The 17,366-nt window shown below is 71.9% G+C and carries 14 protein-coding genes and 1 pseudogene; 9 read left to right on the top strand and 6 right to left on the bottom strand.

The genetic code is table 11. From position 1 onward, the window contains the following. Positions 1 to 5: 5 nt before the first annotated feature. The 3 genes from ACTHAM_RS13450 to ACTHAM_RS13440 are packed head-to-tail and all read right to left on the bottom strand — an operon-like array spanning position 6 to position 3,267. Positions 6 to 1,391: an NAD(P)/FAD-dependent oxidoreductase gene (locus tag ACTHAM_RS13450; RefSeq protein WP_440688279.1), complete on the bottom strand. Its 1,386-nt coding sequence runs from the start codon at positions 1,389 to 1,391 to the stop codon at positions 6 to 8. Next, positions 1,388 to 2,794: an aspartate aminotransferase family protein gene (locus ACTHAM_RS13445; RefSeq protein WP_440688277.1), complete on the bottom strand. Its 1,407-nt coding sequence runs from the start codon at positions 2,792 to 2,794 to the stop codon at positions 1,388 to 1,390. Before ACTHAM_RS13445 ends, ACTHAM_RS13450 begins: the two co-directional genes overlap by 4 nt. Beyond that, positions 2,791 to 3,267, bottom strand: coding sequence for an Lrp/AsnC family transcriptional regulator (locus ACTHAM_RS13440; RefSeq protein ID WP_440688275.1), 477 nt, complete (start codon positions 3,265 to 3,267; stop codon positions 2,791 to 2,793). Before ACTHAM_RS13440 ends, ACTHAM_RS13445 begins: the two co-directional genes overlap by 4 nt. Before the next feature lie 215 nt (positions 3,268 to 3,482). Here ACTHAM_RS13440 and ACTHAM_RS13435 point away from each other — a divergent pair, with 215 nt between their 5' ends. From ACTHAM_RS13435 to ACTHAM_RS13410, 6 genes are all read left to right on the top strand, one after another. Further along, on the top strand, positions 3,483 to 4,967 hold the full coding sequence (locus tag ACTHAM_RS13435) for a gamma-aminobutyraldehyde dehydrogenase (RefSeq protein WP_440688273.1): 1,485 nt from the start codon (positions 3,483 to 3,485) through the stop codon (positions 4,965 to 4,967). A gap of 271 nt (positions 4,968 to 5,238) precedes the next feature. Further along, the gene (locus ACTHAM_RS13430; RefSeq protein WP_440688271.1) at positions 5,239 to 6,477 is read left to right on the top strand and encodes a polyamine ABC transporter substrate-binding protein; all 1,239 of its coding nucleotides are present in this window, start codon (positions 5,239 to 5,241) and stop codon (positions 6,475 to 6,477) included. 4 nt (positions 6,478 to 6,481) lie between these two features. Beyond that, complete coding sequence (locus ACTHAM_RS13425; protein WP_440688268.1) at positions 6,482 to 7,657, top strand: ABC transporter ATP-binding protein; 1,176 nt, start codon at positions 6,482 to 6,484, stop codon at positions 7,655 to 7,657. Then, positions 7,654 to 8,577 carry an ABC transporter permease gene (locus tag ACTHAM_RS13420; RefSeq protein ID WP_440688266.1) on the top strand — a complete coding sequence of 308 codons (924 nt, stop codon included), beginning with the start codon at positions 7,654 to 7,656 and terminating at the stop codon, positions 8,575 to 8,577. The genes ACTHAM_RS13425 and ACTHAM_RS13420 overlap by 4 nt, the downstream gene beginning before the upstream one ends. A gap of 131 nt (positions 8,578 to 8,708) precedes the next feature. After that, positions 8,709 to 9,440: an ABC transporter permease gene (locus tag ACTHAM_RS13415; RefSeq protein ID WP_440688467.1), complete on the top strand. Its 732-nt coding sequence runs from the start codon at positions 8,709 to 8,711 to the stop codon at positions 9,438 to 9,440. 30 nt (positions 9,441 to 9,470) lie between these two features. Further along, positions 9,471 to 10,682 (top strand): ABC transporter substrate-binding protein, encoded by a 1,212-nt coding sequence (locus ACTHAM_RS13410; protein WP_440688265.1) that lies wholly within the window; start codon positions 9,471 to 9,473, stop codon positions 10,680 to 10,682. Between the two features lie 10 nt (positions 10,683 to 10,692). Here the strand turns inward: ACTHAM_RS13410 and ACTHAM_RS13405 are convergent, their stop codons facing one another. Together ACTHAM_RS13405 and gabT are read right to left on the bottom strand one after the other, a co-directional pair. Next, positions 10,693 to 12,087: a transaminase gene (locus tag ACTHAM_RS13405; protein WP_440688263.1), complete on the bottom strand. Its 1,395-nt coding sequence runs from the start codon at positions 12,085 to 12,087 to the stop codon at positions 10,693 to 10,695. A 1-nt stretch (position 12,088) separates the two neighbouring features. Next, on the bottom strand, positions 12,089 to 13,435 hold the full coding sequence (gene gabT / locus ACTHAM_RS13400; protein WP_440688261.1) for a 4-aminobutyrate--2-oxoglutarate transaminase: 1,347 nt from the start codon (positions 13,433 to 13,435) through the stop codon (positions 12,089 to 12,091). 167 nt (positions 13,436 to 13,602) lie between these two features. Here gabT and ACTHAM_RS13395 point away from each other — a divergent pair, with 167 nt between their 5' ends. The 3 genes from ACTHAM_RS13395 to ACTHAM_RS13385 all read left to right on the top strand — a co-directional run bounded on the left by ACTHAM_RS13395 (position 13,603) and on the right by ACTHAM_RS13385 (position 17,144). Next, positions 13,603 to 14,922: a M50 family metallopeptidase gene (locus tag ACTHAM_RS13395; RefSeq protein ID WP_440688465.1), complete on the top strand. Its 1,320-nt coding sequence runs from the start codon at positions 13,603 to 13,605 to the stop codon at positions 14,920 to 14,922. A gap of 108 nt (positions 14,923 to 15,030) precedes the next feature. Then, positions 15,031 to 16,167: a flavodoxin-dependent (E)-4-hydroxy-3-methylbut-2-enyl-diphosphate synthase gene (gene ispG, locus ACTHAM_RS13390; protein WP_440688463.1), complete on the top strand. Its 1,137-nt coding sequence runs from the start codon at positions 15,031 to 15,033 to the stop codon at positions 16,165 to 16,167. Positions 16,168 to 16,244: 77 nt separating this feature from the next. After that, positions 16,245 to 17,144 (top strand): GNAT family N-acetyltransferase, encoded by a 900-nt coding sequence (locus tag ACTHAM_RS13385; RefSeq protein ID WP_440688259.1) that lies wholly within the window; start codon positions 16,245 to 16,247, stop codon positions 17,142 to 17,144. 46 nt (positions 17,145 to 17,190) lie between these two features. Here the strand turns inward: ACTHAM_RS13385 and ACTHAM_RS13380 are convergent. Beyond that, positions 17,191 to 17,366, bottom strand: a pseudogene (locus tag ACTHAM_RS13380) (Fpg/Nei family DNA glycosylase); the annotation flags it as partial.

Raw genomic sequence — 17,366 nt, 5'->3', positions numbered from 1 at the left:
GTCGGTCAGTGGCCGGTGAACCGGCCCAGCAGGGCGGCCGTGCGGCTGGGGCGCCCGGAGCGGGCCTCCGACCGGTCGGCCAGCTCGGCGGCTCGCCGTCCGGCGGTGATCCCTGCCCAGCGCAACGGCTCGACCTCCCAGTCGGGCGAGCGGTGCCCGACCCAGGGCAGGTCGACCAGCGGGCTGGCCGTGCCGGTGACCAGGTCGGCGAGCGTGCGCCCGGCGAGGTTGGTGGTCGCCAGGCCGTCGCCGACGTACCCGCCGGCCCAGCCGATGCCGGTGGCCGGGTCGAGCCCGACGGAGGGGTGCCAGTCGCGGGCGATCGCGAGCGGTCCGCCCCATGCGTGCGTGAACTGCGTGCCCTCGAGCACGGGGAACAGGTCGAGGAGCGCGGCCCGCAGGTGGGCGAACACCGCCGGTGAGCGGTCGAACTCGGGGCGCACGGTCGACCCCGGGTGGTAGGGCGCGCCGCGTCCGCCGAACGCGAGCCGGTCGTCGGTGGTGCGCTGCCCGTAGACGATCAGGTGCCGCCCGTCGGTGAACGTCTGCCCCCGGTCGAGGCCGATCTGCTCCCACACCGATGCCGGCAGGGGCGCGGTGGCGACCATGAGCGAGTAGACGGGGACCACGGCGCGGCGGTTCCCGGGCAGGTGCGGGGTCCAGGCCTCGGTGGCACGCAGGGTCCATCGGGTGCGGATCGTGCCCTGGTCGGTGACGACGGCGCGCGGCGAGATCCGCTGCACGCGGGTGTCGTGGACGATCCGGGCACCGCGTTGCTCGACGACCTGGGCGAGGCCGTGCACGAGCCGGGCGGGCTGCACGCGGGCGCAGTCGGGGGTCCATGCCCCGCCGAGCACACCGGCGGCCCGCACGTGCTCGGCGACCTGGTCCGCGTCGAGCACGTGCGACTCGTCGCCCCACTGCTCGTCGTCGAGGGCCGCAGCGCGCACCCGGGCCAGCTGGGCCTCGTTGCGTGCGAGGGTCACGGTGCCGCCGTAGGCGAAGCCGCAGTCGATCTCCTCGGCGGCTGCCACACCGCCGACCTCGACGACGGTGTCGCGCATCGCGGCGCGCAGGGCCAGGGCGGCGTCGTGACCGTAGCGGCGTGCGAGCGCCTCGCCGGAGACGGGGAACAGCGCGGAGCACCAGCCGCCGTTGCGGCCGCTGGCCCCGAAACCGACGACCTCCTGCTCGACGACGAGCACGTCGAGTGCCGGGTCGGCCTCGAGCAGGTAGTAGGCGGCCCACAGTCCGGTGAGCCCGCCACCGACGACGACGACGTCGGCCTGCGTGTCGCCGTCCAGCGGGGGACGCTCGGGCGCGGGCACCTCGTCGAGCAGCTGGTCCCACCACAGGGACAGCGACCGCAGGTCGCGGTGCGGGCTGCTCACAGGTGCGACCAGGCCTCGGTGAGCACGCCCCGCAGGATCTGCTCGATCTCGTCGAACTCGGCCGGGCCGCAGGTCAGTGGCGGGGCCAGCTGGATCACGGGGTCGCCGCGGTCGTCGGCGCGGCAGTACAGGCCTGCCTCGTACAGCGCGGTGGACAGGAACCCCCGCAGGAGGCGTTCGCTCTCGTCGTCGTCGAACGTCTCGCGGGTGGTCTTGTCCTTGACGAGCTCGATCCCGTAGAAGTAGCCCGCACCGCGCACGTCGCCGACGATCGGCAGGTCGAGGAGCCGTTCGAGGGTCGCCTGGAACACCGGGGCGTTGGCCTTGACGCGGTCGTTGAGCCTCTCGCGCTCGAACAGGTCCAAGTTGGCCATGGCGACGGCGGCCGAGACGGGGTGCCCGCCGAAGGTGTAGCCGTGCGCGAACGAGGCGTCGCCGCCTGCGAAGGGCTCGAAGAGCCGGTCGGAGGCGATGAGGGCGCCGATGGGGGAGTACCCGGAGGTCATGCCCTTGGCGCAGGTGATCATGTCGGGCACGTAGCCGAAGTCGTCGCACGCGAACATCGAGCCGATGCGCCCGAACGCGCAGATGACCTCGTCGGAGACCAGCAGCACGTCGTACTTGTCGCAGATCTCACGGACACGCTCGAAGTACCCGGGCGGCGGCGGGAAGCACCCGCCGGCGTTCTGCACCGGTTCGAGGAACACGGCGGCGACTGTCTCGGGGCCTTCGAACTCGATGGCTTCGGCGATGCGGTCGGCGGCCCAGCGCCCGAACGCCGTCGGGTCGTCGCGCAGCTCCTCGGGTGCGCGGTACTGGTTGGTGTTGGGCACCTTGTGGGCGCCGGGCACCAGGGGTTCGAACGGGGCCTTGAGCGTGGGCAGGCCCGTGATGGACAGTGCGCCGTGCGGGGTGCCGTGGTAGGCGATGGCACGCGAGATGACCTTGTACTTGCCGGGCTTGCCGACCAGCTTCCAGTACTGCTTGGCCAGCTTCCACGCGGTCTCGACGGCCTCGCCGCCCCCGGTGGTGAAGAAGACCCGGTTGAGGTCGCCCGGCGCGTGGTGGGCGAGGCGTTCGGCCAGGTCGATGGCCTGCGGGTGGGCGTAGGACCACAGCGGGAAGAACGCGAGCTCCTCGGCCTGCCGTCGGGCCGTCTCGGCGAGCTCGGCGCGGCCGTGGCCGGCCTGGACGACGAACAGGCCGGAGAGGCCGTCGATGTACTGCCGGCCGGTGTCGTCCCAGATGTGGTGGCCTTGACCGCGCACGATCGTCGGGACGCCGTCGTCCCAGGCGCTCTGCCGTGTGAAGTGCCCCCACAGGTGGGCGCGCGCGGCGTCGTCGCGGACGGTCCCGCGGGGCGTTGTCGAGGTGGCGGTGGTGGTGCCGGTCGGCAGGCTCATCGGGTTCCCCAGTTGTAGAGCTGCTTGCGCAGCCGCAGGTAGACGAACGTCTCGGTGGCCCGCACGCCGGGCAGCGTGCGGATCTGACGGTTGATGACCTCGAGCAGGTGCTCGTCGTCCTCGCAGACGACCTCGACGAGCAGGTCGAACCCGCCGGCGGTGACCACGACGTAGTCGATCTCGGCCATGCCTGCCAGGTCGTCGGCGAGCTGCTCGAGGTCACCGTCGGCCTTGATGCCGATCATGGCCTGGCGGGTGAAGCCGACCTGCAGGGGGTCGGTGACCGCGACGATCTGCATGACGCCGGAGTCGACCAGTCGTTGCACGCGCTGGCGCACCGCGGCCTCGGACAGGCCGACGGCCTTGCCGATGCTGGCGTAGGGCCGACGGCCGTCCTCCTGCAGCTGCTCGATGATGGCCTTGGACAGCTCGTCCAGCGGGGGGCGGCCGGCGGGGGTGGTTCGGGTGCTCACGCCCTCGATGCTTCACTGCGCGTGCGCCGGATGCAAGCGAATCCGTCGTGTTTCGTGTCTGTGACCGTGGAATCCGATGTGGACACGCGACTGTTACACCGAGATCCTCCGTGAACCTCCCGTTCGCGGGCGTTTCGGCGTAGCGTGCCGCGCACCGCCGCAGTGCGTGTGCACGCGCAGTCTCGCAGACGGCATCCGCCCCGAAGGAGAGCACGATGAGCACGTCCCTCCCGCCCCAGAGCCCGTCCTCGTCCGGCACCACAGGCCCCGCGCCCGTCGAGCTGCTCAACCTCGTCGGCGGCGAGCGCCGCCCGGCCGCGGACGGACGCACCAGCGCCGTCGTGGACCCCTCGACGGGGTTGGCGTACGCGACCGCGCCGGTCAGCTCGGCGCAGGACGTGGCCGACGCGTACGAGGCGGCGTCCGGGGCCTTCGCCACCTGGGGACGCACGACCCCGGCCGAGCGGCAGCTGGCCCTGCTGCGGCTCGCCGACGCCGTCGAGGCGCGCGCCGAGGAGTTCGTGGCCGTCGAGTCGCGCAACACCGGCAAACCGCTGCACCTGACCGCCGCCGACGAGGTGCCGCCTTGCGTGGACCAGCTGCGCTTCTTCGCCGGCGCCGCCCGGGTGCTCGACGGGCTCAGCGCGGGGGAGTACCTCGAGGGTCACACGTCGTGGATCCGCCGGGAGCCCGTCGGGGTCGTCGGCCAGGTCACGCCGTGGAACTACCCGCTGATGATGGCCGTGTGGAAGATCGCCCCGGCGCTCGCCGCAGGCAACACCGTGGTGCTCAAGCCGTCCGACACGACACCGGCCTCGACGTTGCTGCTGGCGGAGGTCGCCGCGCAGGTGCTGCCGCCCGGCGTGCTCAACGTCGTGTGCGGCGACCGCGACACCGGTCGTGCGCTCGTCTCGCACCCGCGGCCGGACATGGTCGCGATCACCGGCTCGGTGCGGGCGGGCTCGCAGGTGGCGGCCGCCGCCTCCGCCGACGTCAAGCGCGTGCACCTCGAGCTGGGGGGCAAGGCGCCGGTCATCGTGTTCGCCGACGCCGACATCGCCGCAGCGGCCGAGGGCATCGCCGGGGCCGGGTACTACAACGCGGGGCAGGACTGCACGGCCGCGACCCGCGTGCTCGTGCAGGCCTCCGTGCACGCCGACTTCGTCGCGGCCCTCGCCGAGCAGGCCAAGGGCACCCGCACCGGGCGTCCGGACGACCCGGACGTCGCCTTCGGTCCGGTGAACAACGCGCTGCAGCTGGAGCGGGTGACCGGGTTCCTCGACCGGCTGCCCGACCATGCCGCCGTGCTCGCCGGCGGGCACCGGGTGGGTGCGGAGGGCTACTTCGTCGAACCGACGGTGGTCGACGGCCTGCGCCAGGACGACGAGGCCGTGCAGGACGAGATCTTCGGACCGGTCATCACCGTGCAGACGTTCACCGACGAGGCCGAGGCGATCGCCCTGGCCAACGGTGTGCGCTACGGCCTGGCCAGCTCGGTGTGGACCAAGGACCACGGCACCGCCCTGCGTGTGTCACGAGCGCTGGACTTCGGCGTGGTGTGGATCAACACGCACATCCCATTCGTGGCCGAGATGCCGCACGGCGGGTTCAAGCAGTCCGGCTACGGCAAGGACCTGTCGATGTACGGGTTCGAGGACTACACGCGGATCAAGCACGTCATGTCGGCGTTCGGCGCCTGAGGTTCCCGGCGTGCCGGGTGCTGCGGGGTCCGGCACGCTGGGCCCGTGGCGGCGTCGGGTGCGCCGGGCGGATCGCCGGCGACCCCCTGCGCTGACGGTTTGAGCACGCAATGTTCCGTCCATGCAACATTTTCGTTGCGAGCAGTCGCTTTCGCGACGAAATCCTTGTCCTGGCCCCAGGGCCACTGCGACGATCCACCCGACGCCCCGGGCGTCGCGTGCCCGTGCAGCACCGGCAGGTCGGACGACCAGCCGTGTCGAGAGGAGTCCGATGACCGCTCATCGCCGCCCGCCGATCACCGACCCCCGCGTGCGTGCGCTCGTCGCCGCCGCCGGACGTCCGCACACCGGGCCGTCGCGTCGCACGTTCCTGCTCGGGGCCCTCGGGACCGCCGGCGCCGCTGCGGTGCTCGCGGCCTGCGGCACGGGCGGCTCGACCGGCCCCGGTGCGGCACCCACCTCCGGGGCCGACCTGTCCGAGACCGAGAAGCTCGTCCGCTGGGCCAACTGGACGCTGTACCTCGACCAGGACGAGTCCGGCACGGCCTACCCGACGCTCGAGGCCTTCACGGAGGAGACCGGCATCGAGGTCGAGTACTCCGAGGACATCGACGACAACGACTCGTTCTACGGCAAGGTCTCCGGCCAGCTCGCCAACGGGCAGGACATCGGCTACGACATCATGACCCTGACCGACTGGATGGCCGCGCGCATGATCCGCCTGGGCTACACCCAGGAGCTCGACCGGACGCGGATCCCGAACGCCGACAACATCCTCGCCAGCCTGGCCGACGTCGACTTCGACCCGGGGCGTGCCCACTCGCTGACGTGGCAGTCGGGGTTCGGCGGCCTGGCCTGGGACAAGTCGAAGATCCCCGCCGGGCTGCGCACGGTCTCGGACCTGTGGGCACCGGAGCTGGCCGGACGCGTCGAGGTGCTCTCCGAGATGCGCGACACGATCGGCCTGATCATGTTCGACCAGGGGGTCGACCCGGGCGGCCAGTGGGGTGACACCGAGTTCACGGCCGCGCTCGACGTGCTCAAGGAGAAGATCGACTCCGGCCACATCCGTCAGGTGCGCGGCAACTCCTACGCGCAGGACCTCGTCTCGGGTGACGCCGTGGCCGTCATCGGCTGGTCCGGCGACATCACGGCCCTGAACTACGAGAACGACGACCGGTTCGAGTTCGTGATCCCCGAGGCGGGCGGCACGCTCTGGTCGGACAACCTCATGGTCCCGGTCGGCGCGACGCACAAGGCCAACGCCGAGACGCTCATGGACTTCTACTACGACCCCGAGGTGGCCGCGCAGGTCGCCGCGTGGGTCAACTACATCACCCCCGTGCAGGGTGCGCAGGAGGCGATGGTCGCGATCGACCCCGAGCTGGCCGAGAACCCGTTGATCTTCCCCGACGAGGAGACCCTGTCGAAGGTCAGCACGTTCCGGACGCTCACCCCCGACGAGGAGGCGCTGTACAACGGTCAGTTCCTCGACGCGATCGGCGCCTGAACCGATGGCCGCGACACTGCCGGTGGCCACCGCCGCGAGCCTGGCCCCGTCCGGCGCAGCCCTCGAGATCGACCAGGTCACCAAGTCCTTCGGTGACTTCGTCGCGGTCGACGACCTCACGCTGACCATCCCGTCGGGGTCGTTCTTCGCCCTGCTGGGTCCCTCCGGCTGCGGCAAGACCACCACCCTGCGGATGGTCGCCGGGCTCGAGCAGCCCACCGCGGGCTCGATCTCCATCGGGGGCCGGGACGTGACCGGCACCCGCGCGCACCAGCGCCCGGTCAACACCGTGTTCCAGAGCTATGCGTTGTTCCCGCACCTGACGATCGAGGAGAACGTCGCGTTCGGCCTGCGACGCAAGGGAGTCAAGGACGTCGCCCGCCGCGTCGCGGAGGGCCTCGAGCTCGTCGAGCTGGGGCACCTCGCCCAGAACAAGCCCTCGATGCTCTCGGGCGGTCAGCAGCAGCGTGTCGCGCTGGCCCGCGCACTGGTCAACCGTCCGGCGTTGCTGCTCCTCGACGAGCCGCTCGGTGCGCTGGACCTCAAGCTGCGCCGCCAGATGCAGCTCGAGCTCAAGCGCATCCAGGACGAGGTCGGCCTCACGTTCGTGCACGTCACGCACGACCAGGAGGAGGCCATGACCATGGCCGACACGGTCGCGGTGATGAACAAGGGGCGCATCGAGCAGATGGGCGCACCCGCCGAGCTGTACGAGCACCCGCGCACCGCGTTCGTGGCCAACTTCCTCGGTCAGTCCAACCTGGCACCCGGCACGGTCGTCGAGGAGCTCGACGGCGGAGCGTTGCTCGGCGTCGACCTGCACGGCACGCGCGTGCTCGTGCCGCGCAGCCGGGCCGTCCGCACCGAAGGGGCCGTGCTGGTCGGTATCCGCCCCGAGAAGGTCCGCATCCTCGTGGCGGGGCAGGAGCCCCAGGAGCAGGAGAACGTGCTCGGCCCGGGCGTGGTGACCGACGTGTCGTTCACGGGCGTCAGCACGCAGTACCAGGTCGACATCCCCGGCCTGGGCACGTTCGGGGTGTTCGCCCAGAACCTGCTCGGTGGGGCGACCGTCTCCCACGGCGCCACCGTGCGCCTGGCGTGGACCGCCGCCTACACCTTCGCCCTCGACGGTCGCGAGGACCTCGACTCGGGCCTGGCCGACCTGGACGACGAGCCGTGAGCATCGCCGCGGCGCTCGGGGACGCCGGATCCTCCACCCCGCACTCCGCCCCGCGTGTGCAGTCCCGTTCGCGCGGCTGGATGCCGCTGCTGCTGCCAGGGCTGGGCTACCTGGTGCTGTTCTTCGTCGTCCCGGTCGGCGCGCTGCTGGCGACATCCCTGTACGTGCCCGTGCCGGGCGGCGACGTCGGTCAGTTCCAGCCCGCCCTGGAGTTCTCCAACTACTCCCAGGCGCTGTCCCAGTTCTGGCCGCAGCTGGTGCGCTCGTTCGCCTTCGCGCTCCTGGCGACCGTCGCCTCGCTGATCATCGGCTACCCGATGGCCTACGCGATCGCGGTGCGGGCGCGGGGCCACAAGCTGCTGCAGGGCCTCATGCTCGTGCTGGTCGTGGCCCCGTTCTTCACCAGCTTCATCCTGCGCACCATCGCCTGGAAGCAGATCCTGGCCGACGACGCGTTCGTCGTGCAGGCCATGCAGTGGCTGCACCTGCTGCCACCCGACGGGCGGCTGACAGCGACCCCGTTCGCCGTGGTCTGCGGTCTGACCTACAACTTCCTGCCGTTCATGGTGCTGCCGATCTACGCCAACCTCGAACGGCTCGACTCCCGGCTGCTGGAGGCAGGCGCCGACCTGTACGCCTCGCCGTTGACGACGTTCCGCACGGTGACCCTGCCGCTGTCCATGCCCGGGATCGTGGGCGGGACGCTGCTGGTGTTCATCCCGGCCTCAGGTGACTACGTGAACTCCTCGCTGCTGGGCAACAACACGAACACCTCGATGATCGGCCAGGTGATCGACGCACGGTTCTTCAAGGTGCTCGACTACCCGACGGCCGCCGCGCTGTCGGTCGTCCTCATGGCCGTGATCCTGCTGCTCGTCGCGGTGTACGTGCGCCGCGCGGGAACGGACGACCTGCTGTGAGCACCGTCGTGGAGCGGGCGGTCGACCCGGTAGGTGTCGCGGTGCCGGGGGCGGGTCCTGCGCGTCGACCTCGCCGTCGGCTGGGGGATGCGCTCATCCCGACCGTGGCGGCGCTGGCGTTCCTGTACCTCATGGTCCCGGTGGCCTACACGGTGCTGTTCTCCTTCAACGACGCGGGCAAGACCAACCTGGTCTGGCGCGGGTTCACGCTCGACGCGTGGCGCAACCCCTGCGGTGCACCGCAGGTCTGCGAGGCGTTCGGCAACTCGCTGCAGGTGGGGGTCGCCTCGACGCTCATCGCCACGGCGTTGGGCACGCTCATCGCGATCGCCCTGGTGCGGTTCCGCTTCCGCGGGCGCCCGCTGGTGAACCTGCTGATCTTCCTGCCGATGTCCACACCCGAGGTCGTGATCGGTGCGGCGCTGCTCTCGCAGTTCCTGTCGCTGCGCGTCCAGCTGGGCATGACGACGGTGATCATCGCGCACACGATGTTCTGCATCAGCTTCGTCGTGGTGACCGTCAAGGCCCGGGTGGCGAGCCTGGACCCGGCGCTCGAGGAAGCGGCCGGCGACCTGTACGCCACGCCGTGGCAGGCGTTCTGGCGGGTCACCTTCCCGCTGCTCCTGCCGGGTATCGCGGCCGCCGCGCTGCTGGCGTTCAGCCTCAGCTTCGACGACTTCATCATCACGAACTTCAACTCGGGCAGCTTCGAGACGTTCCCGAAGTTCGTGTACGTCTCGGCCACGCGCGGCATCCCGCCGCAGGCCAACGTCATCAGCTCGTTCATGTTCGTGCTCGCGCTCGTGCTGGTCGTAGTCGTCCAGGTCGTGGGCGCTGCGCGGAGCCGCCGTCGACGCGGATGACCGAGATCGCCATCGTCCGAGGGGAGCACGATGTCCGACCGCCGTCCGCCGCTGACCGATCCGCGCGCACGCGCACTCGTCCAGGCCGCCCGCAGCACCCGTGCACCGGGGGTGACCCGGCGGAACCTGCTGCTCGGTGCGCTCGGCACGGCCGGCGCCGGGGCCGTCCTGGCCGCGTGCGGCTCGTCGCAAGGGACCCCCGGCGCTCCCTCGACACCTGACCTGGTCCGCTGGGCCAGCTGGCCGCTGTACCTCGACGTGGACGAGGCAGGGACGGGCCACCCGACGCTCGAGGCGTTCGCCGCCCAGACGCAGATCCAGGCCGAGTACTCCGAGGCGATCGAGGACAACTACACGTTCTGGGCCTCGGTGTCCGACCAGCTCGCGGCGGGCAAGGACATCGGCTACGACGTCGTCACCCTGACCAACTACATGGCCGCCACGATGATCGAGGAGGGGTACGCGCAGGAGCTGGACCTGGAACGCATCCCGAACGCCGCGAACATCGTCGAGGACCTCACACTGGTCGACTTCGACCTGGGTCGGACCCACTCGCTCACCTGGCAGTCCGGGTTCGCAGGCCTGGCCTGGGCCGTCGACCAGGTGCCGCAGGGTCTGCACACGCTGTCGGACCTGTGGGCGCCCGAGCTCGCGGGTCGCGTCGCGGTGCTCTCCGAGATGCGCGACACGATGGGGCTGATCCTGCTCGACCTGGGCATCGACCCGGGTGGGATCTGGGGTGACACCGAGTTCTACACCGCGCTGGAGGTGCTGCGCGCCAAGATCGACAGCGGTCACATCCGCAAGGTCAGCGGCGCCTCGTACACCGACGGGCTGGTGGCCGGTGACACGGTCGCCGTCATCGGCTGGTCGGGCGACATCACGGCCCTCAACTACGAGAACGACGACCGTTTCGCGTTCGCCCTGCCCGAGGCCGGTGGGGTGCTGTGGAGCGACAACCTGCTGATCCCCGTCGGGTCGCCGCACAAGGCGGCCGCCGAGGACCTCATGAACTACTACTACGACCCGCAGGTCGCCGCGCAGGTCGCTGCCTGGGTCAACTACGTCTCGCCGGTGCAGGGCGCCCAGGAGGCCATGCTCGACATCGACCCGGCGCTCGCGGAGGACCCGATGATCTTCCCCGACGAGCACACGTTGCGCTCCGCGAGCGTGTTCCGCACGCTGGCACCCGACGAGGACGAGCGCTTCTCGGCCGAGTTCGCCGCGGTGATCGACGGCTGAGACTCCTCGTTCAGGCCCCGATCAGCGCGCGGGCCGCCTCGGCGAACGCCTCGCTGTGCCGGTCCACGTCGGCCTGCGTCGTCGCCGGGCTCATCAGGGCCATGTTGTGGAACGGGGTGAGCAGCACCCTGCGGTTCAGCGCCTGCAGGTGCAGGTACTGCTGCAGGGCGAAGTCGTCGCTGGCGGCGGCCTGCGCGCCGTCGCGGGGTGCCTGTGCGCCGAACGCGTACTCGGCCCGCGCACCCAGGCGGGTGACGTGCCACGGCAGCCCGGTGGCGTCGAGCACGTCCTGCACGCCCTGGGTCCACCGCACGGCCAGCTCCTCCATGCGTGCGAAGGCCGCCGGTGTCAGCACCTGGGTGAGCGTGGCGCGTGTGGCCGCCATCGACAGCGCGTTGCCGGCCAGCGTGCCGCCGACGCCGCCCACGTCGATGTCCTCCAGCTCGATGCGGCGCTGCACGGACTGCGCGATCTCGCGGGTCAGGCCGAACGCGGCCGAGGGCACACCGCCGCCGATCGTCTTGCCCACCACGACCACGTCCGGGTCGAGGCCCCAGGCGGCGGTGCACCCACCGGGACCGGCGCACAGGGTGTGCGTCTCGTCGACGACCATCCATGCGCCGTGCTCGCGCGTGAGGGCACGGACCGCGTCCAGGTAGCCGGGCTCGGGCAGCACGATGCCGATGTTGGTCAGGGCGGGTTCGAGCAGCACCGCGGCGACGTCACCGTGCGCGAGAGCGTCCCGCAGGGCGTCCATGTCGTTGAACGGCACCACTCGGGTCGTCAGGTCGGGCGGCACCGGTGCACCGATCGTGCCGCGACGCGGCACCACCCGACCGTCGGGGTCGAGCGTCGCGAACGCCTCGTCGACGGAGCCGTGGTAGCAGAAGTCCATCACCACCACGCGCGAGCGCCCGGTCAGGTGGCGGGCGTAGCGCAGCACGTGCCGGTTGGCGTCGGTGGCGGTGAGCGTGAACTGCCAGTGCGCCACCCGGGAGGGGCCACCGCCGAACCGTGCGCTCAGCTCGGCGGCGACGAGGGCGGCGTCCGCCGTGGGCAGCATCGACGTGAGGCCGCGAGAGGCCTGGGCGGTGATCGCGTCCACGGTCGCGGCGGGTGCGTGCCCGCTCATCGCCCCGGTGTCACCCAGGCACAGGTCGACGTGCTCCAGGCCGTCCGCGCAGGTGAAGCGCGCGCCGGACGCCTGTTCGACGTGCACGGCGAACGGTCCGGGCCACTTGGCCATCCAGGACATCGGGACGCCGTAGGGCATGTGCGCGTGCCCGGCGGCGGCCAGCCGTGCGCAGGCCGGGTGCGTGCCGATGAACCGTTGCGTCTCGTCCGCGTGCAGCTGCGCGAGCCGGGCCCGGTCCAGTGCCGGTCCGGGTGCCTGGGTGGGCGCCACGTCAGGCCGCCAGGGCGCGCAGCGCCTGCTCGAGCACGTCGAGCGCGTCGTCCAGCAGCTCCTGCTCGATCACCAGCGGTGGCAGCAGGCGCACCACGTTGCCCCACGTCCCGCAGGTGAGCACCAGGACCCCTGCCGCCAGGCAGGTGCGGGCCACGGTCGCAGCGGCCTCCTTGTCGGGCTCCAGGGTGCCGGGCCGGACGAGTTCGACGGCGAGCATCGCCCCGCGCCCTCGGACCTCGGCGATCGCCGGCACGTCCGCGGCGACGGCCTGCAGCCGTGCCTTGACACGCGACTCGATCGCGCGGGCGGCACCGGCCAGGTCGTCCCGCTCGTAGAGGGCCGTGGCGGCCAGCGCGGCCGCGCAGGCGACGGGGTTGCCCCCGTACGTGCCGCCCAGGCCGCCCGCGTGCACGGCGTCCATCAGGTCGGCGCGCCCGGTGACGGCCCCGAGCGGCAGGCCGCCGCCGATGCCCTTGGCCAGGGCGACCAGGTCCGGGACGACACCCTCGTGCTCGCACGCGAACAGGGCGCCCGTGCGCGCGAAACCGGTCTGCACCTCGTCGGCCACGAACACGATCCCGTTGTCCCGCGCCCACGCCGCCAGGGCGGGCAGGAACCCGGCGGCGGGCACCACGAACCCGCCCTCGCCGAGGATCGGCTCGACGACGATCGCCGCGATGCGGTCGGCGCCGACCTGCCGCTGGGCGACGTCGATGGCGCGCGCGGCGGCCTGCTCGCCGGTCAGCCCGCCGTCGCGCAACGGGTACGAGGCGGGCACGCGGTAGACCTCGCCGGCGAACGGGCCGAAGCCGGTCTTGTAGGGCATGGCGCGGGCCGTCATCGCCATCGTCAGGTTGGTGCGTCCGTGGTAGGCGTGGTCGAGCACCACGATCGCGTCGCGACCGGTGGCCCGCCGAGCGATCTTCACGGCGTTCTCGACGGCCTCCGCCCCGGAGTTGACCAGGACCGACCGCTTCTCGTGCGTGCCCGGGGTCAGGCGGGCCAGCACCTCGCACAGCTGCACGTACTCCTCGTACGGGGACACCATGAAGCAGGTGTGCGTGAAGTCGGCGACCTGCGCGGACACGGCGGCCACCACCTCGGGTGCGCTGGCGCCCACCGAGGTCACGGCGATCCCGGAGCCCAGGTCCACCAGCTGGTTGCCGTCGACGTCCTGCAGGATCGCGCCACCGGCGCGTGCCACGTACACCGGCAGCGTCGAGGAGACGCCCGCGGCGACCACGGCCGCCCGGCGTGCGGTCAGCTCGAGCGAGCGCGGCCCGGGGATCGCGGTGACGAGCCGGCGGTGCTGGTCGAGGGGAGTGGGCGCGGATACCGTGGTCATGAAGGGACCGTAGTGCTGAGCCCGGCATCGCGGAAGGGTCTGGGCGACGAAATCCGCCGTTCACATACGGTGCGCCGGAGGGGCTCGCGCGGCGGACCGGCGATCTCCCAGCCACACAGGGGAAGATGTCGCCGACGGTGTCGCGCAAGGGGTGGAGGCAAGGGGCGATGGCCTACCTGGTCGGTGTGCTCGTGGTGGTCGTGGTCCTGCTGGCCTCGATCGGGTTGCACGAGGTGGGGCACATGGTGCCCGCCAAGCGCTTCGGCGTGCGGGTCAGCCAGTACATGGTCGGCTTCGGGCCCACGCTGTGGTCGCGCACCAAGGGCGAGACGGAGTACGGGCTCAAGGCGATCCCGTTGGGCGGCTACGTGCGGCTGATCGGCATGTACCCGCCCGCCGAGGCCGTCGGAGACCCGCAGCCGCGCAGCATGTTCGGACGCCTGGCGGCCGATGCCCGCGCCGCCAGCGCCGAGGAGATCCTGCCCGGGCAGGACCACCGGGCGTTCTACCGGCTGTCGACCCCGAAGAAGCTGGTCGTCATGCTGGGCGGCCCGGTGATGAACCTGCTCATCGCCGTCGTGCTCATGGCCGTGGTGCTGCTCGGCTTCGGGACCCCGGGGTCCAGCACGACCCTGTCGGTCGTCGCCGAGTGCGTGATCCCGCTCGACGCCCCGGCCGACCGCACGTGCGCCGACGACGACGTCCGGTCGCCGGGCGCCGCCGCAGGCCTGCTGCCCGGCGACACGGTGGTCGAGTACGACGGGACCACCATCGAGTCGTGGGACCAGCTGGCCGCCCTGATCCGCACCACGGGCGAGCAGGCCGTGCCGGTCGTCGTCGAGCGCGACGGCGAGCTCGTCGACCTGTCCGTGACCCCCATGGTCGCCGACCGTCCGGTGCTGGACGAGAACGGCGCCTACACCTACGACGCCGCCGGCGACCTGGTGACCGCCCCCGCCGGCTACGTCGGCATCACCCCGACCGACGAGCTGCAGCGCCAGGCGCTGCTCGACGTGCCCGCCACCGTGGCCGACCGCACCTGGCAGACCATCACCGTGGTGGCCACGCTGCCCGCCAAGGTCGTCGACCTGACCCGCTCGACCTTCGGCGGGGCCGAGCGTGACGAGACCAGCATCGTCGGGATCGTCGGCATCGGTCGGTTCGCGGGCGAGATCGCCGCGTACGAGGGTGACGGTATCGACAACCAGTTGAAGATCATCTCGCTGCTGGAGATGCTCGCGAGCCTGAACATCGCCCTGTTCGTGTTCAACCTGATCCCGCTGCCGCCGCTCGACGGCGGGCACGTGGCCGCCGCGCTGTGGGAGGGCGCCCGCCGCCAGGTGGCACGCCTGCGCGGGCTGCCGCGCCCGGGGCCGTTCGACACCGCGCGCCTGGTGCCGTTGGCGTACACCGTCTTCGTCCTGCTCGGCGGTGTGGGCCTGCTGCTCGTCTACGCGGACATCGTCAACCCGGTCACCATCGGCTGAGCTGGTTGGGGACGGTCTGTGCCGATCCGGTGAGCAGGCTCGCCCGTGCGCAGGGTGCCCTCACGGCGGTGCGATGATGGTCGGGTGAGCACCCCGATCAGTCTCGGCATGCCGCAGGCGCCGGTCCCCGTCCTCGCGCCGCGGCGCCCCACCCGCAAGATCAAGGTCGGCAAGGTCGAGGTGGGTGGCGACGCCCCCGTCTCGGTCCAGTCGATGACCACGACGCCGACGACCGACATCAACGCCACCCTGCAGCAGATCGCCGCCCTGACGGCCGCCGGCTGCGACATCGTGCGTGTGGCCGTGCCCAGCCAGGACGACGCCGAGGCGCTGCCGGCCATCGCCCGCAAGTCGCAGATCCCCGTGATCGCCGACATCCACTTCCAGCCCAAGTACGTGTTCGCGGCCATCGACGCCGGCTGCGCCGCGGTACGCGTCAACCCGGGCAACATCCGCAAGTTCGACGACCAGGTCAAGGAGATCGCCCGCGCGGCCTCCGAGGCCGGGGTCTCGCTGCGGATCGGCGTCAACGCAGGCTCCCTCGACCCGCGACTGCTGGCCAAGTACGGCAAGGCCACGCCCGAGGCGCTCGTCGAGTCGGCCGTGTGGGAGGCCTCGCTGTTCGAGGAGCACGACTTCCACGACTTCAAGATCTCCGTCAAGCACAACGACCCCGTCGTGATGGTCCGTGCCTACGAGCTGCTCTCCGAGCGGGGCGACTGGCCCCTGCACCTGGGTGTCACCGAGGCCGGTCCGGCGTTCCAGGGCACCATCAAGTCCGCCACCGCGTTCGGGGCGCTGCTCAGCAAGGGCATCGGCGACACCATCCGGGTGTCCCTGTCGGCGCCTCCCGTCGAGGAGGTCAAGGTCGGCATCCAGATCCTGCAGTCGCTGAACCTGCGGCCCCGCAAGCTCGAGATCGTCTCGTGCCCCTCGTGCGGGCGCGCCCAGGTCGACGTCTACACCCTCGCCGAGCGCGTCACCGCGGGCCTGGAGGGCATGGAGGTGCCGCTGCGCGTCGCCGTCATGGGTTGCGTCGTCAACGGACCCGGCGAGGCCCGCGAGGCCGACCTGGGGGTCGCCTCCGGCAACGGCAAGGGGCAGATCTTCGTCAAGGGCGAGGTCATCAAGACCGTCCCGGAGTCGATGATCGTCGAGACCCTGATCGAGGAGGCGATGCGCCTGGCCGAGACCATGGACCCTGTGGAGTCCGGCCAGGGCAGCCCCACCGTCAGCGTCGTCTGAGGGCACCTGCGACCCGCGGCTCGGCGCGGGTGCTGCCACACGGTCGCAGCGGCCGTGCGGTGGTGCACAATCCCCTCATGACCCTGCGGCGCACCACGCTGGACGGGCGGTCCGGCGGGCGCGTGCTGCGCGACGTCGACGTGGCCGCTGCGCTCGCGGTGTGCGCGCAGGACCCCGTCGGGTCCGTGCTGGCGACCACCCGGCTCGAGCATGCCGCCACCGCAGGCCTGCGTGCCGCGGGGGGCCAGCTGTGGGGCTTCGCCCGGGACGGCGTCCTCGTCGCGATCTGCTGGGCCGGCGCCAACCTCGTCCCGGTGGTCCCCGAAGGTGCCGAGCGCGCGCAGGACGCGCTCGACGCTTTCGCCTCCCTGGGGCGATCCGCCGGGCGGCGATGCTCCTCGATCGTGGGGTCCGCCGACGTGGTGCTCGCACTCTGGTCCCGGCTGCGGCCCGCCTGGCCGGCCGCCCGCGAGGTGCGTGACGACCAGCCGTCCATGGTCATCGACCACGACCCGCTGCTCGCGCCCGACCCGCACGTGCGCCGATCGCACCCGGAGGAGTACGACATCGTGCTGCCGGCGTGCATCCGGATGTTCACCGAGGAGGTCGGGTACTCCCCGGCCAGCGGCCCCGGTGGCCCGTACGAGGTGCGCGTGCGGTCGCTGATCGCCCAGGGGCGCTCGTTCGTCCGCCTCGACCCGGACCCGGCTGCCGGGGGTCACCCGCGCGTGGTGTTCAAGGCCGAGCTGGGTGCCGTCGGGGGAGGGGTGGCCCAGGTGCAGGGCGTGTGGGTGCCCCCCGACCGCCGCGGTGAACGGCTGTCCGAGGCGGGGATGGCCGCCGTCGTCGCGGCGACCCGGCGCGACGTGGCCCCCGTCGTCTCGCTCTACGCCAACAGCTACAACACCCGGGCCCTCGCGGCGTACCGGGCGGTGGGCTTCCGCCGCGTGGGCACGTACGCCACCGTGCTGTTCTGAGGTCGCCCGCTCCGCCATGTCCCGGTCGGGCCGTGGCGGACCTGGGTCAGCGCAGCAGGCGCGACATCCGCCGGTCGGCCAACGGGCGCCCACCGGTCTGGCAGGTGGGGCAGTACTGCAGCGAGGAGTCGGCGAACGACACCTCGTGCACGACGTCGCCGCAGGGGGTGCCGTTCCACCCGGGGCACGGCTGGCCGGTACGGCCGTGGACGCGCATGCCCC

Origin of the sequence: Cellulomonas soli (assembly GCF_052036975.1) — a bacterium.
Classification (GTDB): Bacteria; Actinomycetota; Actinomycetes; order Actinomycetales; family Cellulomonadaceae; genus Cellulomonas; species Cellulomonas soli_A.
The sequence above is the reverse complement of the archived record's forward strand: the minus strand, read 5'-3'. Positions and strand labels throughout refer to the sequence as shown.

Excerpts from the sequence above, each read along its gene's own strand:
- ACTHAM_RS13435 (WP_440688273.1), top strand. The coding sequence starts at position 3,483 with ATGAGCACGTCCCTCCCGCCCCAGAGCCCGTCCTCGTCCGGCACCACA.
- ACTHAM_RS13395 (WP_440688465.1), top strand. The coding sequence starts at position 13,603 with ATGGCCTACCTGGTCGGTGTGCTCGTGGTGGTCGTGGTCCTGCTGGCC.
- gabT (WP_440688261.1), bottom strand. The coding sequence starts at position 13,435 with ATGACCACGGTATCCGCGCCCACTCCCCTCGACCAGCACCGCCGGCTC.
- ispG (WP_440688463.1), top strand. The coding sequence starts at position 15,031 with ATGCCGCAGGCGCCGGTCCCCGTCCTCGCGCCGCGGCGCCCCACCCGC.
- ACTHAM_RS13430 (WP_440688271.1), top strand. The coding sequence starts at position 5,239 with ATGACCGCTCATCGCCGCCCGCCGATCACCGACCCCCGCGTGCGTGCG.
- ACTHAM_RS13445 (WP_440688277.1), bottom strand. The coding sequence starts at position 2,794 with ATGAGCCTGCCGACCGGCACCACCACCGCCACCTCGACAACGCCCCGC.
- ACTHAM_RS13425 (WP_440688268.1), top strand. The coding sequence starts at position 6,482 with ATGGCCGCGACACTGCCGGTGGCCACCGCCGCGAGCCTGGCCCCGTCC.
- ACTHAM_RS13410 (WP_440688265.1), top strand. The coding sequence starts at position 9,471 with ATGTCCGACCGCCGTCCGCCGCTGACCGATCCGCGCGCACGCGCACTC.
- ACTHAM_RS13415 (WP_440688467.1), top strand. The coding sequence starts at position 8,709 with ATGGTCCCGGTGGCCTACACGGTGCTGTTCTCCTTCAACGACGCGGGC.
- ACTHAM_RS13385 (WP_440688259.1), top strand. The coding sequence starts at position 16,245 with ATGACCCTGCGGCGCACCACGCTGGACGGGCGGTCCGGCGGGCGCGTG.